Source organism: Ilumatobacteraceae bacterium (assembly GCA_033344875.1).
GTDB lineage: Bacteria > Actinomycetota > Acidimicrobiia > Acidimicrobiales > Ilumatobacteraceae > Ilumatobacter.
This window is the reverse complement of record JAWPMO010000001.1, coordinates 1059974-1072775: the sequence shown is the minus strand read 5'-3', so window position 1 is coordinate 1072775 and position 12802 is coordinate 1059974. Positions and strand designations below refer to the sequence as shown.

16 protein-coding genes, 1 tRNA gene and 1 riboswitch are annotated in these 12802 nt (G+C 68.0%); of the genes, 10 read left to right on the top strand and 7 right to left on the bottom strand.

The window, feature by feature from the left end; genetic code table 11:
* Positions 1-24 precede the first annotated feature (24 nt).
* Positions 25-1140: a four-carbon acid sugar kinase family protein gene (locus R8G01_05110; protein ID MDW3213354.1), complete on the top strand. Its 1116-nt coding sequence runs from the start codon at positions 25-27 to the stop codon at positions 1138-1140.
* Entirely contained in the window at positions 1137-2126 is a 990-nt protein-coding gene (pdxA, locus tag R8G01_05105; protein MDW3213353.1) for a 4-hydroxythreonine-4-phosphate dehydrogenase PdxA, read from the top strand. The genes R8G01_05110 and pdxA overlap by 4 nt, the downstream gene beginning before the upstream one ends.
* A gap of 11 nt (positions 2127-2137) precedes the next feature.
* Here pdxA and R8G01_05100 read toward each other — a convergent pair whose 3' ends face one another.
* Positions 2138-3397 (bottom strand): saccharopine dehydrogenase C-terminal domain-containing protein, encoded by a 1260-nt coding sequence (locus R8G01_05100; GenBank protein MDW3213352.1) that lies wholly within the window; start codon positions 3395-3397, stop codon positions 2138-2140.
* A 60-nt stretch (positions 3398-3457) separates the two neighbouring features.
* Positions 3458-3597: riboswitch (SAM-I-IV-variant riboswitch) on the top strand.
* Positions 3598-3639: 42 nt separating this feature from the next.
* Here R8G01_05100 and R8G01_05095 point away from each other — a divergent pair.
* From R8G01_05095 to R8G01_05075, 5 genes are all read left to right on the top strand, one after another.
* The gene (locus tag R8G01_05095; GenBank protein MDW3213351.1) at positions 3640-4809 is read left to right on the top strand and encodes a homoserine O-acetyltransferase; all 1170 of its coding nucleotides are present in this window, start codon (positions 3640-3642) and stop codon (positions 4807-4809) included.
* Positions 4810-4815: 6 nt separating this feature from the next.
* On the top strand, positions 4816-5619 hold the full coding sequence (locus tag R8G01_05090; protein ID MDW3213350.1) for a DNA-formamidopyrimidine glycosylase family protein: 804 nt from the start codon (positions 4816-4818) through the stop codon (positions 5617-5619).
* Positions 5620-5627: 8 nt separating this feature from the next.
* The gene (locus tag R8G01_05085; GenBank protein MDW3213349.1) at positions 5628-6176 is read left to right on the top strand and encodes a hypothetical protein; all 549 of its coding nucleotides are present in this window, start codon (positions 5628-5630) and stop codon (positions 6174-6176) included.
* A 43-nt stretch (positions 6177-6219) separates the two neighbouring features.
* Positions 6220-6447: a hypothetical protein gene (locus tag R8G01_05080; GenBank protein MDW3213348.1), complete on the top strand. Its 228-nt coding sequence runs from the start codon at positions 6220-6222 to the stop codon at positions 6445-6447.
* A gap of 66 nt (positions 6448-6513) precedes the next feature.
* A tRNA-Gly gene (locus R8G01_05075) sits at positions 6514-6589 on the top strand.
* Between the two features lie 382 nt (positions 6590-6971).
* Here R8G01_05075 and R8G01_05070 read toward each other — a convergent pair.
* From R8G01_05070 to R8G01_05055, 4 genes are read right to left on the bottom strand one after another with little or no spacing between them, the layout of a single operon-like run.
* Positions 6972-7616 carry an FMN-binding negative transcriptional regulator gene (locus R8G01_05070; GenBank protein MDW3213347.1) on the bottom strand — a complete coding sequence of 215 codons (645 nt, stop codon included), beginning with the start codon at positions 7614-7616 and terminating at the stop codon, positions 6972-6974.
* Positions 7617-7629: 13 nt separating this feature from the next.
* The gene (locus R8G01_05065; protein ID MDW3213346.1) at positions 7630-8325 is read right to left on the bottom strand and encodes a phenylalanine--tRNA ligase beta subunit-related protein; all 696 of its coding nucleotides are present in this window, start codon (positions 8323-8325) and stop codon (positions 7630-7632) included.
* On the bottom strand, positions 8322-8750 hold the full coding sequence (locus R8G01_05060) for a hypothetical protein (protein MDW3213345.1): 429 nt from the start codon (positions 8748-8750) through the stop codon (positions 8322-8324). The genes R8G01_05065 and R8G01_05060 overlap by 4 nt, the downstream gene beginning before the upstream one ends.
* On the bottom strand, positions 8747-9343 hold the full coding sequence (locus R8G01_05055; protein MDW3213344.1) for a helix-turn-helix domain-containing protein: 597 nt from the start codon (positions 9341-9343) through the stop codon (positions 8747-8749). The genes R8G01_05060 and R8G01_05055 overlap by 4 nt, the downstream gene beginning before the upstream one ends.
* 224 nt (positions 9344-9567) lie before the next feature.
* Here R8G01_05055 and R8G01_05050 point away from each other — a divergent pair, with 224 nt between their 5' ends.
* The 3 genes from R8G01_05050 to R8G01_05040 all read left to right on the top strand — a co-directional run bounded on the left by R8G01_05050 (position 9568) and on the right by R8G01_05040 (position 11708).
* Positions 9568-9732, top strand: a complete 165-nt coding sequence (locus R8G01_05050; GenBank protein MDW3213343.1) for a hypothetical protein — start codon at positions 9568-9570, stop codon at positions 9730-9732.
* Positions 9733-10285: 553 nt separating this feature from the next.
* The gene (locus R8G01_05045) at positions 10286-10582 is read left to right on the top strand and encodes a hypothetical protein (GenBank protein ID MDW3213342.1); all 297 of its coding nucleotides are present in this window, start codon (positions 10286-10288) and stop codon (positions 10580-10582) included.
* Between the two features lie 109 nt (positions 10583-10691).
* Positions 10692-11708 carry a hypothetical protein gene (locus tag R8G01_05040; GenBank protein MDW3213341.1) on the top strand — a complete coding sequence of 339 codons (1017 nt, stop codon included), beginning with the start codon at positions 10692-10694 and terminating at the stop codon, positions 11706-11708.
* A gap of 21 nt (positions 11709-11729) precedes the next feature.
* On the opposite strand, the gene R8G01_05035 is transcribed toward R8G01_05040, so the two are convergent.
* Together R8G01_05035 and R8G01_05030 are read right to left on the bottom strand one after the other, a co-directional pair.
* Positions 11730-12449, bottom strand: coding sequence for an NAD(P)H-dependent oxidoreductase (locus R8G01_05035; GenBank protein ID MDW3213340.1), 720 nt, complete (start codon positions 12447-12449; stop codon positions 11730-11732).
* A gap of 10 nt (positions 12450-12459) precedes the next feature.
* Complete coding sequence (locus R8G01_05030; protein ID MDW3213339.1) at positions 12460-12777, bottom strand: ferredoxin; 318 nt, start codon at positions 12775-12777, stop codon at positions 12460-12462.
* Between the last annotated feature and the right edge of the window lie 25 nt (positions 12778-12802).

Here is a 12802-nt window from a genome sequence, read left to right as displayed (position 1 = left end):
GGGCCCTCCGGCCAGAATGCGGAGATGCAGTTGCTCGTCGTCGCCGATGATCGCACCGGCGCCCTGGAGACGGCGGCCACGCTGGCCGACCGGCTGGGGGCGCCGATCCCGGTCATCGCATGGCCGGCACGACCGGCCGTTCCGGAAGCGCCCGACTCCGTCGCCGTGATCGACGTGGGATCCCGACACCTGTCGCCGGGCGACGCCCGTTCACGGGTCGGCCGAGTGCCGGCAGCCGACCGTGTCGCTCACAAGCTCGACTCGACGCTGCGGGGCAACTGGCCCGACGAGTTGGCCGCGGTCGTCGAGCGGCGCCCGGTCCTGCTCGTTCCGGCCTTGCCCGAGCAGGGTCGCACCTGCGTCGGTGGCATGGTGCTCGAACACGGCCGACCGGTCCACGAGGGCGGGGCCGGCAGCGACGTACGACGTCGCGTCAGCTCATCTCGGCCGGCCCGCCTGCTGCGCGCGGCCGGGGTGACAGCGGTGGTGGAACTCGCCGAACTCGACCGGGTGGTCGACTGGCTCGCCGATCCGGTCGGTGTCGCCGTCGCCGATGCGTCGACCGCCGCCGACATCACCGGCTTGGTCGGGGCCTGGAACGACGGCCGTGACGACGTCGTGCTCGCCGGCACGGCGGCGGTCATCGGCGCCGTCGCCCACGAGCACGGCGATCCGCCGACGCCGCCGGTCACCGACGGTCCGATCCTCGTGGCCTGTGGCAGCGTCCACCCGGCGGCGCGTGCCCAGCTCGCGGCTGCGGAACGGTCAGGCATCCCGGTCGCGACCATCGCCGACGAGATCACCGCCCGCCGTCTGGCAGCGTCGGGCACGCTGATCCTCGCCACCGAGATCCCGGTGGGCGATGTCGACGAACCGCTCGCCGTCGCCGCCGCCACGGCCCTGGCCGGCGGCGTCGACGACCTTCGACGGGAGGTGGCGCTCGGAGCACTCGTCGTCCTCGGCGGTGACACGGCGGCCGCGATCTTCGGCCAGGCTGCCGTGAGCGTGCACGGCACGGTGGCCCCCGGTACCGCCTGGTCGACGGTCGACGGGTTCGACATGCCCGTCGTGACTCGATCGGGCGGGTTCGGTAGTGAGAGTTCTCTCGTCGACCTCGTTCGCGCCACACTGAGGCCATGACCCGCCGACCGATCGCGATCACGATGGGTGACGCCTCCGGGGTCGGACCCGAGATCGTGCTTCGAGCTGCGGCCGACGGTGAGCTGCTCGGCGGCGACTTGGTGGTGTACGGCGACGCAGCGATCCTCCGGGCCGGTCAGGCGCTGCTCGGGCTCGACGTCGCGGTGCACGTCCTCGAAGCACCGACCGGTCTCCGCCCCGGTTCGCTCAACGTCGTCGACCTCGCCATGCTCGGCGCCGACGACCACCGCCCCGGAGTGCTCGACCGGGCGTCGGGAGCCGCGGCACGTGCCTACGTCGTGGCGGCGACCGACGCCGCGCTCGCCGACGACGTCGCCGCGATCGTCACGATGCCGATGAACAAGGAGGCGACGCAGCTGTCGGATCCGACGTTCGTGGGACACACCGAACTCGTCGCCGAACGGTGCGGTGTGAGTAACGTGACGATGATGCTCACGACCGAGCACGAGCACGGTTCACTCGCCGTGACCCATGTGAGTACGCACTGTTCACTCCGCGACGCGATCGACCGCGCCCGGGCGGATCGGGTGGTCGACGTGATCCGCCTGACCCACGAGGCGGTCGGACGGTTCGTGGCCGAACCCCGGATCGCGGTGTGTGGTCTCAATCCGCACGCCGGCGAACACGGCCTGTTCGGCACCGAGGACATCGAACAGATCGAGCCGGCGATCGCGACCGCTCGTGGTGAAGGCATCGATGCGGTCGGTCCGCTGCCGGCCGACACGGTCTTCTTCCAGGCGGTCCGTCGATTCCGCTACGACGCGATCGTCGTGATGTACCACGACCAAGGGCACGCGCCGATGAAACTGCTGGCGTTCGACACCGGCGTCAACGTCACGCTCGGACTGCCGATCATCCGTACCTCGGTCGATCACGGCACGGCGTTCGACATCGCGTGGACGGGGCAGGCGTTCACCGATTCGCTGACGCACGCGCTCGCGTACGCCGAACGCCTCGCAGGTTGAGGACTCGACGGCTACGCGCCGGTGGCGAGCGATGTGGGCTCGATCGGTGCCCGGTCGCGGTAGTCGGCCCACTCCCATTCCGTGCCGTGCTCGTCGAGCAGGTCGAGGAACGGTTCGGGTGGCAACGCCTCGGGGCCGACGACGCCCTTGGCCGACCACACACCGGTCGCCATCAGCTCGATCGCGACCGCCGGCATCACGGCCGTCTGCCACACGACGGCCTGATGACCGAACTCCTTCATCGACCAGGCGTTGTCGACGATGTGGTACAGGTACACCTCGCGTGGTTCACCGTCGAGGCCGAGCCCCTGCACCCACGTCCCGGCACACGTGCGACCGTGCATCTTGTCGCCGAGATCGGCGGGGTCGGGCAGCGCGGCGGCCACGACGTCGCGCGGCGACACCTTCACGCCGCGCACCTCGACCGGTTCGGTCGACACGAGCTCGAGCTTCTGCAGGGTCTTGAGCACGTTGATGAACTCGTCACCGAGGCCGTACTTGAACGTCACGCGCTCGACGTCGATCCAGCGCGGGATGAGGATGACCTCCTCGTGCTCGACGTTGACGCATTGCAGCGGTCCGATGCCCTCCGGGAACGTGAAGATCTCGGGCTCGCTGAACGGGGCGGTCGTGAACCACCCGCGTTCGCGTTCGTAGATCACGGGTGGGTTGAGGCACTCCTCGATCGTGGTCCAGATCGAGAACGTGGGGGCGAAGTCGTAGCCGTCGACGACGAGATCGGCACCGTCGCGGACGCCGATCTCGTCGATCTTCGAGAACAGGTGGTCGGCGGCGTACCGGGCGGCCACGTCGGAGAAGCCGGGCTCGACCCCCATGCCGACGAGCGCCATGAGGTTGCGGTTCTTCCACAGCGGCGACTGGGCGAACTGCGCGTCGCCGAGTCGTCGGCCCGTCTTCTCGTACGGCTGCGTCGGGTGCGGTTCGCTCATGTGCATCGCCATGTCGACGTAGTGGCAGCCGGCCGCGAACGCGCCCTGGAAGATCGGTGGGTTGAACCGCGGGTCACACGCGTTCAGGATCACGTCGGCTCGGCAGGTCCTGGCGAGTTCGGCGACCGACGCCTCGTCGGATGCGTCGACGCGTGCTGCTCGGACCCGTCCGTCGTCGACGTCGTCCGCGGTCAGCACCGCGGCCTCGGCCTTGCCGAGGTCGATGTCGCTGACCGTGATCTGCTCGAAGGCAGCACGGCGCGACGCGATCGCCGTGAATGCCGAGCCGACCCCACCGGAACCGATCACGAGGACTCGCATCGCGACAAGCTAGCCGTCGTGAATCGACCAGGGCGGTACGGCGATGCGCTGGTACGATGCGGCCAGCATCAAGAGCGGTTCGTGTGCCATTCGGTCCACGGTCCCGGCAACCTGGGCAACGCCCCCAAGGTGCCTCCCACGTCGTCGGTCACCCGGCGATGCGGAATGTGGTCGGTTCGCCGACAAACCGGCGTTCGGCCGCTTGCGATGTCATCCGAGATTCGACGACGAGAGGACCGAACGTGACGAGAACGCCGCTCCCGGTCACCGGCGCATGGCAGCCCGGTGACGATCCCGGTGGGCGCCGGTTCTTCACGTTCGCGTCCGACCACGCCTTCGCCGTCGAGAGCGGCGCCGTCCTGAGCGACGTCACGATCGCGTACGAGACTTGGGGCACCCTGAACTCCGACGGGACCAACGCGATCCTGCTCCTCCACGCCTGGACGGGAGACTCGCACGCCGCCGGCCGAGCCGGCCGCGGACACGACACCCCCGGCTGGTGGGACGACGTCGTCGGTCCCGGCAAGCACATCGACACCGACGAATGGTTCGTGGTGTGTCCGAACGTGCTCGGCGGGTGTCAGGGGTCGACCGGCCCGGCGTCGCCGCATCCCGACGACGGTCGGCCCTACGGCTCGCGGTTCCCGGTCGTCACCATCCGCGACATGGTGCGAGCCCAGGCCCAGCTCATGCCACACCTCGGTATCACCGAATGGGCGTCGGTCATGGGTGGATCGATGGGGGGCATGCAGGTGCTCGAGTGGGCGACCACGTACCCCAAGCGGGTCCGTTCGATCGTGCCGATCGCCAGTTGCATGCAGGCCAGCGCGCAACAGATCGCCTGGGGGGTCATCGGGCGGCGCTCGATCCGTCTCGACCCGCGGTGGCGCGGCGGCGACTACTACGACGCCGAGCCGGGCGACGGCCCGGCGGAGGGGCTGGCGGTCGCCCGTCAGGTGGCCCAGGTGACGTTCCGGAGCGACAATGCGTTCACCGAGCGCTTCGGGCGCGACCTGACCGATCGGGCCCGGCTCGGCGACACGTTCGGCCTCTGGCAGGAGTTCGAGGTCGAGCGCTACCTGCAGTACCACGGCGACAAGCTCGTGCGACGTTTCGACGCGAACAGCTACCTGATCATCGGCAAGGCGATGGACCTCCACGACATCGCCCGCGGCCGCGGATCGGTCGAACGGGCCATGGCCCGGATCAACGTGCCCAACCTGACGATCGGGATCAACAGCGACATTCTCTACCCGCCGTATCAACAGGAGCACCTCTCCCGGCTGCTCGCCCGCGACGGCATGCTCAGCGAGTACGTCGAGATCGACTCGATCCACGGCCACGATGCGTTCCTGATCCACTTCGACGAGATCGGGGCGCCGATCGCCCGTTTCCTCGAACGGCTCGATTGAGCGACGGTGCCGGAAGGACTCGAAGCGGAGCTGTATCGGCGGTCGGCCGAGCGGGCGCTGCATCGTCAGATCGAGTCGGTCACCGTCGACGAGCGTCAGGCGATGGCGGTCGAGATCGCCGCCGTGCTTCCCGGCGCGTCGTTCACGCGAGCGGATCGCCGGGGCAAGGTCGTCGTGCTCGAACTCGAGGGAGCCACGCCGGCCCGATCGCTCGGTCTGCATTTCGGGATGACCGGCCGACTCGTGGTCGACGGTGACGCCGCGATCGCCGAATTGGAGTACAGCAGTCGCCGTGACGATGCGGCGTGGGATCGGTTCCTGGTCCGCTTCGCCGACGGGGGAGCGATGCGGGTGAACGACCCGCGCCGGTGGGCCAAGTTCGTGCTCGACCCCGACCTCGACCGGCTCGGGCCCGACTTCCTGTCGGTCACCGCCGAGCACGTGACGGCGGCGTTCGCGCGTCGACGGACACCGGTCAAGTCGGCGCTGCTCGATCAGGCCGTGGTGGCCGGGTACGGCAACATGTGCGTCGACGAAGTGCTCTGGCAGGTCGGATTGTCGCCGGTCACCCCCGCCCGCGAGGTGGCGCCGACCGTCGTCCGGCGGCTGGTCGAGTTCGCTCCGGATCACCTGCGCGAGATGCTCGAATTGGGTGGCAGCCACCGTGGGGTGATCGATCCCGAGGTGCGTGCCGCCGTCCCGCCGTGCCCTCGCGACGGTGCCCCGATGCGGCGGGAGCAGGTCGGCGGTCGGACGACGATCTGGTGCCCCGCGCATCAACACGGCGGCGAGCCGTTCGTGGCAGACTGATTCCCAGCGTGACGACCACTCTCCCGTTCCATCAGTTGGCGACGATCGGTGACCCCGACGGCACGCGAACCGTGACCTCGATCATCGCGCTGCTCGTCGCGCTCGGACTCGGCCTCGCGATGTTGGCCGTCTGGCTCCGTCGGACCACCCGCCCGGACCCGGAGTTGCTCGCGCCGCTCGAGGTGATGGGTGAACGTAAGTGGCGGCGGGCCGACCCGGTCGCGCAGCGTCGCACCCTCGACGAGGTGCGACCGCCGAAGGCCCGACCGCTCGAACCGAGCGTCGCGCCGCCCGTCGTCGACGAGGCGTTCGACGCCGGGCCGACCGCCGGCGGGTTCGACGACCTCCACGCCGATCGTGACCTCGACGACGAGCCGGCGACCGCCGTCGAGCGCGAGCACGACGACTTCGGGCCGCCCGTCGGCGATGTGACCCCGCAACAGATCGATCGTCCGGAGGACGACTTCACCGAGGCGATCGACCCCGACCTGTTGGCCGCAGCGGCCGCGGAGATCGACGCCGAGTTGCATCGACGCGACCGATCCGCCGACGGCTGAGTCGACCGGCGTTACCGGGGCGCCAACCGGTACCATCGGTGGCATGGCAACGATCGACACCGACGCGATGATCGCCCGTTTCAAGCAGCGTGCACTGGCGGTGAAGCAACGCCCGCTCCCACCGGTGGCGGGTGAGGAGCGCCAACAGTTCATCACGCAGGCGAAGACCGACTACCAGGATTTCGCGATCATCGGCGATGCCACCGCATCGCTCGACGACGGCATCCTGACGTTCACGGTCGACCTCCGTCCCGAGGCCGAACGCGACTGAGGCCGACCTGAACCTCACGTCGAGGTTGTCCGGTCCGCCCCGACCGCTGATAATCTGTCCACCGCTGCGGACGTGGCTCAGTTGGTAGAGCATCACCTTGCCAAGGTGAGGGTCGCGAGTTCGAATCTCGTCGTCCGCTCCAAGCGAAACCCCAGCCTCGCTGGGGTTTCGTCGCGTCCGGGTCTCAACGCCGAGAGATCCCGCTTCCAGTCGTAGCCCGTCGCCTCGACCACCAGCGTTCGTCGACCACACTCGACTTCTACGTCCAAGCCGTCCCCGGCGGCGACGCCCACGCAGATGCAACGCCCGAAGCCCTCCTGAATGGTGGCCGCGGCGTCGCCGGAGTTCATGACTTGTGATGCCGATGGACGCGACTCGGTCTAGTTGCTGAGGCGTGCTACTCGGCTCTGACTCCGATGAGCCACACGATCGCCCCGAAGCCCATCTTGTACGTGGTGGCGCACTTGTACGTGGTGGCGTATGCCTCAGCCGCCGTGTTGATCGGATCGGGCTCGCGTGAGGCGTCAGGTTGCGGGTTGTTGGGGTGGGTGTCGTCGTAGGAGGTGGGTGAGGGCTTCGTGGTCGCCGGGCTGGTTGCGTTGTCGGTAGCCGTCGGCGACTTGTTGGCGGATGGTGTCGGGTTCGGCGCCGTCGAACTTGAACTTGGCTCGGACGTCGTTGATGGTGAGTTCGAGTCCGCGAATTTGGCGGAGCTCTGCTGTGTTTGGGCCGGTCGGGTCGTGCGGGTCGCCGTAGGGTTCGTCGGGTTGCATGGTGGCGAGTTGGTCGGCGAGGTAGCGGCTGATTTCGCTCGGGTCGTCGGTGATGGTGGCGGTGCAGTCGAGTTGTGCGGTGGCGTAGTGCGAGGTCGGGATGCCCCACTCCGGGGGCGTGTCTGGTGGTGCTTCCCATGACGTCGGCACATAGGTGACGGCGGCGACGACGACGAACAGGCAGCGCTGGTTCTCTGCCAGTGCGGCCCAGACCGGGTTCGGTTTGGCGAGGTGCAGGCGGATGGTGTCGTGGCCGTCGAAGTGGAAGTGGGTCGGCACGGCGACGGGCAGGTCTCGGTTGGTGCCGGGGGCGATCAGTGTGCCGAACGGGTGGTTCGAGACCAGGTTCCGCCATTCGGCGTCGTTGGTTGCGGTGTCGTGTGGGCGGATCAGCATCGTGAGAGCTCCTTCATCGGGTCGGGCCGATGGTGCGGGTGTGCGTGTTCGGGATCAGATCATCGAGCTGTTCGGTGACTCGGCGGGCGCCGTCGTGTCCGGGGGCGTCGAGGGAGTCGATGATGAACCCGACTCGGCTGGTTTGCCCGCCGATGGCGGTGCGGCTGGTTTGTCGCCAGTTCCATCGCCGGCATGTCACCCCGTCGCGGTCGACCCAGATGGGTTCGCCTGGGTCGGGGTGATCGACGAGGGGTTGCCCGTGGTCGGTGGTGTGGAACGGTTCGTCTCCGATGGCGAGGGTGAGTCGTGCGGGGCTGGCGTAGTGGTCGAGGTCCTCGCCGCCGATCGGTACTCGGTGCAGGATCGAGATCGCGTTGTACAGGTCGACGAGTGTGTTGATCCGAGGGAGTCCGTTGTCGGTGGTGGCGCGTCGGATCAGCGCGTCGACGCTGGGTCGCGCCACTCGCGGCTTGACACCGAAGTCGCGGTACGCCTGCTGCCAGCGAACGACGTGGGGATCGAGATCGTTCGTGTCGATCGTGCGGGCCTCGGTGACGGCCCGATCGAACAGCGTGTCGGCGATCGGTGCCAACGCCGCTACGTCGACTTCATCCGCTGCAACCAGGTTCACCTGATAGTCGGGCCAGCGTTCGTGCACGCTCTGGTCGACGGTCGACAGTTCGACCCAGTCGCGGGCGGTGATGCTCATCGGGCCACCAGCCCGGCGCCGATGACGCACAGTGCCAGCCCTGCCGAGCGCCCCGTCGTCAGGTGCTCCCCGAAACGCACCAGACCAACGATCACCAAGATCGCGGCGACGATTGCCTGAGTCGAGACGCTGGCGGTACCGACGCTCCACCCGGAGCGGTACATGGCCAACACACCGAGCTCGATCCCGGCGACCGAGGCCACCAGCAACCATGGCGCCCAATGTGACGCCGTCGTGGTGATGGCGCGCACTCCGCCCGAGGACGTGCCGGCGACAACGACGCCCACCATGACGATCGCCGCTGCGCCGTACACGAACGCGAACAGCGGTGCGGGCCGAACCGCACCCGGCATCGACCGCTGCGCGAGGTGGTAGCAGGTCAGCGCGGTGACCACCACGACGAGTGACACGAGCCTGTGGTTCATGCCACACCCCCGCTCGGCTCGTGCACCGCCAACACGAAACTGGCCGGTTCGTCGGTGTCGTTGCGATACCAATGCGGCTCGTCGGCTCTGAAGATCGCGGACTGGCCCGTGTGCAACGAGACCGGCTCGGCGGCACCGACGCTCACCGTGACTGTTCCCTCAGTGACGAGCATCGCCTCGCGGGAGTTCGATCGATGCGCGTCGGATATCCGCTCGTCGCCGGGACCCAACATCCACTCCCACAGTTCGAGCGGATCCGACCCGACCAGCAGACGGCCCCAACCGCCGCCGACCCCCTTCCACAGCATCGGCGCAGATTCGTTGTCAGCCTGCACGGTGATCGATGGTTTGTCCGCACCCGACAACAGCTCGACGAGTGATGTGTCAAACCCTTCAGCGATCGACAGCAACGTCGACAGCGACGGATTCGCCTGACCAGACTCGATCTGAGCCAACACACGACGGCTCACACCCAACCGCGCGGCGGCGACGTCCAACGTCCAGCTGCGCTGTTGACGACGGCGACGCACCTCGACAGCAACCTGCTTACTTTGCGCCGAAGACGATGCACTCATTCGTGCATTAAACAGCACTATCGAGTGCAACACAACCCGGAGGCGGAGGCGGAACTCAGCGTTCGTCGCGGCTGGTCAGGACGGTGCGCTGCTTGGGCGCGATGCGGAGCGCCCTCGCCGGCGTCGACCGGATTACGGAGCTGACGTGATGGGTGCGACGTCGTCGAGCATCCTGCTCCACATGTCTGTAGTCCACCTGGGGTTTTGCGGGGCTGATGGCGGGGCAACGACGGTGGGCATGGGTGTGGGACAACCCGGCCGAATGCGCACACCGGATCGCCGTGCCACCACCCGAACTGCGCCCGCGGACACCGGCCGTGCTGCAACACCTCCTCGATCACATCCGCGCCCGCGACGTCAGGTTCCATGCGCTGGTGTTGCTCGCCGCGACGACCGGCGCCCGCTAAGCCCACCTCCTCGGACTGACCTGGGACCACGTCCACCGGGAGGTACCCCGGGTCGCGTTCACCCGCGGATGGGTCCAAGGCAGTACTGGTTCGACGGTGGCACCGACGAAGACGAAGCGGCGCCGGAGCCTCGACCCGTCGACACAGACCTAGGACACGCTGACCGCAATCCGTGCGGACGAGGGGTCGGGGTTCGTGTTCAGTGACGACTCGGGAGTGACGGCGTGGAAACCCGACCGAGTGACCAAGACCTTCATCCGCTACCGCCGTGCCTTGCGCACCCTCCCGAAGGGGGCGCACGATGCGAGACATGCGAGCATCGAGCGCTGGAACCGCAGTGACATGAGCGCCGCCCAACTTCACATGACGACACGAACACTTGCATCGGTCGTCGGTGGACGAAGACCACTGGTTCGTGAGCCGCTTCGCGGAGTTCGGGGTTCGACGACTTGTCGATCCGTCAGTTCGGAACGTCGAGGAGCTGTCTGATGATCTCGGCGAGGTCTACACCCGGTGTCCCGTCGACCAAGGGCGCGGCCGAGTGGTCGACGCGGTGGTAGTCGAGTACTGCGTCGATCTCGCGTTCGACCGATGGCGTTCGTCGGTCGGTGAGGAGAGCGTGGAGGATTGTGAAGGCGTCGTCGGGTCGTTCTGCGACGAACGCGAGCTGAGCGAAGGTGATGAGTGCGATCGTCCAGTCGAGTGGGTCGTGTCGTTCCTACCCGGCGCGAAGTGCTTCGGTGGCGTCGCGCCGTCCGTCCTCGATGTGGCCGGCTTCGACTTCCGCTTGGGCCAAGTTGGCGAGACTGATCGCATGCGGGAGGCCGAGCCGTCGGCGCTGGTCGAGTGATGATCGGTAGAGGTCGACGACTCGTGTGTAGTCGGCGCGCCCAGGCCAGGGCTTCTTCGCGTCGGTACCCGGGGTTTGGTCGTAAGCGGGAACGGGCATCAGCGTGGCGATGACCACCGACCGGTTGCCCGACACCGACGTCGGATCCATCGCTGCCGCCGCCGGACTCCGCTACACGAGCGACGAGGCCCCGGGGATCAGCCGTCGACGCCGTGGCACCGGGTTCTCCTACCACGGACCACGCGGCGGGGCGATCTCCGACACGGTCCGTGCACGGATCGACGAGTTGGCGGTCCCGCCGGCGTGGACCGACGTGTGGATCAGCCCCGACCCCGACGGCCACCTGCTCGCCACTGGGCGCGACGACCGTGACCGGAAGCAGTACCTGTATCACGAGCGGTGGCGGGAGGTGCGCGACGAGCAGAAGTTCGAGCGTCTGGTCGGTTTCGCCGACGGCCTGATCGACCTGCGCAAGGAGGTGGCGGCCGATCTCCGGCGCCGGACGCTCGACGAGCGCCGCGTCGTCGCAGCGGTGATTCACCTGCTCGACCGGACCCTCATCCGCATCGGCAACGAACGATACGCCGCCGAGAACGAGACGTTCGGGCTCACGACCCTCGAACCCGAGCACGTCCGCGGCGACGGCCCGGTGCGGACGTTCGAATTCGTCGGCAAGGGGGGCTCCGACTGGCAGGTCGAGGTCTCCGAGCGGCGGGTGGTCTCGGTGATCGACGCGTGCCTCGGGTTGGGTCAGCCGCAACTCTTCGCGTTCCGTGGCGCCGATGGGCGGGTGATCGACGTCACCGCCGACCACGTAAACGAACGACTTCGGTCGATCGGTGGGCCGGACGCGACGGCGAAGACCTTCCGGACCTGGGGCGGGACCGTCGTCGCGGTCGAGACGCTCGCGCAGCATGGCGCGGAGGTGCTCGACGAGACCGCGTTGATCGGAGCGGTCGACGCCGCCGCGGAGGCGTTGGGCAACACGCGTGCGGTGTGCCGAGCCTGCTACGTGGCGCCGCGCGTGTTCGACCGGACGGATCGGCTCGACGATGCGTGGCGCTCGAGCAGGAGTAGTCGCTGGCGAACCCGTGCCGAGAGCGCGACCGTCAAGCTCCTGACGTGACCGCCGATCGCCCCGGGCAGGTCACCAGCCCTCCGGGTCCTGGTCGGCGGCGTTCGTGACGTCGCGCCAATCGGCGCCGACGTTGCCGCCGACCGGGAATCCGCCGCGTTCACGCAGCATCTGAGCGGTGTGCATGAGGTTCCAGGACATGATCGTGGCGTTCTTGTTCGTGAACTCGCTGTCGTAACCGGCGCGGACATCGGACCCCTCGACCTCGTCGCCGTAGCTCGGGCCGGGCCCGATCTCGCCCAACCAGCCGCAATCCGCCTGTGGCGGCACGGTGTAACCGATGTGCGACAGGGCGTACAGCGTTTCCATCGACACGGACTTCACGCCGTCTTCGTTGCCGGTCACGACGCAGCCGGCCGTCTTGCCGTAGTACAGGTACTGACCGTGCTCGTTGGTCTCACCGCTGTACGCGTACAGCCGTTCGATCACCAGCGTGGCGACGCTCGACTTCACACCGAGCCAGATCGGGGTGCCGATCACGAGGATGTTGGCCGCCATGATCTTGGCGTGGATCGACGGCCAGTCGTCGCGGTCGTCGCCGATCTCGGTCGTGTCCTTCACCATGCCGAAGCCGACCTGGTGGTCGAGCATGTGGATCAACTCGACGTCGACACCCTCGGTGCGCATGATGCCACCGACCCTCGCGAGCAGTCGCCGGGTGTGCGATGCCCGGGCATCGTGCACGAGGGAACAGTTCAGGAAGACGGCGGAGAGCCCGGTGAATCGAGCCATGGGCTCGGTGTCAGACGCCGCGGCCGTCGATGGCCGCCTGATCGTAGGGCTCGATCATGATGCATTCACCCGGGCATTCCTCGGCCGCCTCGACGGTGAGGTCGATCTTGGAGTCGGGCACCCGCGCCACGCCGCGCCCGCTGTCGGGCCCGTGCCCGGCACCCTCGGCGCCGTCGAACACGATCGTCTCGCCGAAGTGCTCGGCCTCTTCCTTCACCACCCAGAGTCCGTCGTCGCGAGCGACGAACACGTCGGGGCAGATTTCCGAACAGATGCCGTCGCCGGTGCAGAGGTCCTGGTCGATCCAGACCATCAGTGTCGTTGCCATATCGAGGGGCTCCTTGTGTTTGGAT

Bases quoted from the DNA above. Each gene is read 5' to 3' on its own strand.
- R8G01_05110 (MDW3213354.1), top strand. From the start codon at position 25: ATGCAGTTGCTCGTCGTCGCCGATGATCGCACCGGCGCCCTGGAGACG.
- pdxA (MDW3213353.1), top strand. From the start codon at position 1,137: ATGACCCGCCGACCGATCGCGATCACGATGGGTGACGCCTCCGGGGTC.
- R8G01_05100 (MDW3213352.1), bottom strand. From the start codon at position 3,397: ATGCGAGTCCTCGTGATCGGTTCCGGTGGGGTCGGCTCGGCATTCACG.
- R8G01_05080 (MDW3213348.1), top strand. From the start codon at position 6,220: ATGGCAACGATCGACACCGACGCGATGATCGCCCGTTTCAAGCAGCGT.
- R8G01_05070 (MDW3213347.1), bottom strand. From the start codon at position 7,616: ATGCTGATCCGCCCACACGACACCGCAACCAACGACGCCGAATGGCGG.
- R8G01_05065 (MDW3213346.1), bottom strand. From the start codon at position 8,325: ATGAGCATCACCGCCCGCGACTGGGTCGAACTGTCGACCGTCGACCAG.
- R8G01_05060 (MDW3213345.1), bottom strand. From the start codon at position 8,750: ATGAACCACAGGCTCGTGTCACTCGTCGTGGTGGTCACCGCGCTGACC.
- R8G01_05040 (MDW3213341.1), top strand. From the start codon at position 10,692: ATGACCACCGACCGGTTGCCCGACACCGACGTCGGATCCATCGCTGCC.
- R8G01_05035 (MDW3213340.1), bottom strand. From the start codon at position 12,449: ATGGCTCGATTCACCGGGCTCTCCGCCGTCTTCCTGAACTGTTCCCTC.
- R8G01_05030 (MDW3213339.1), bottom strand. From the start codon at position 12,777: ATGGCAACGACACTGATGGTCTGGATCGACCAGGACCTCTGCACCGGC.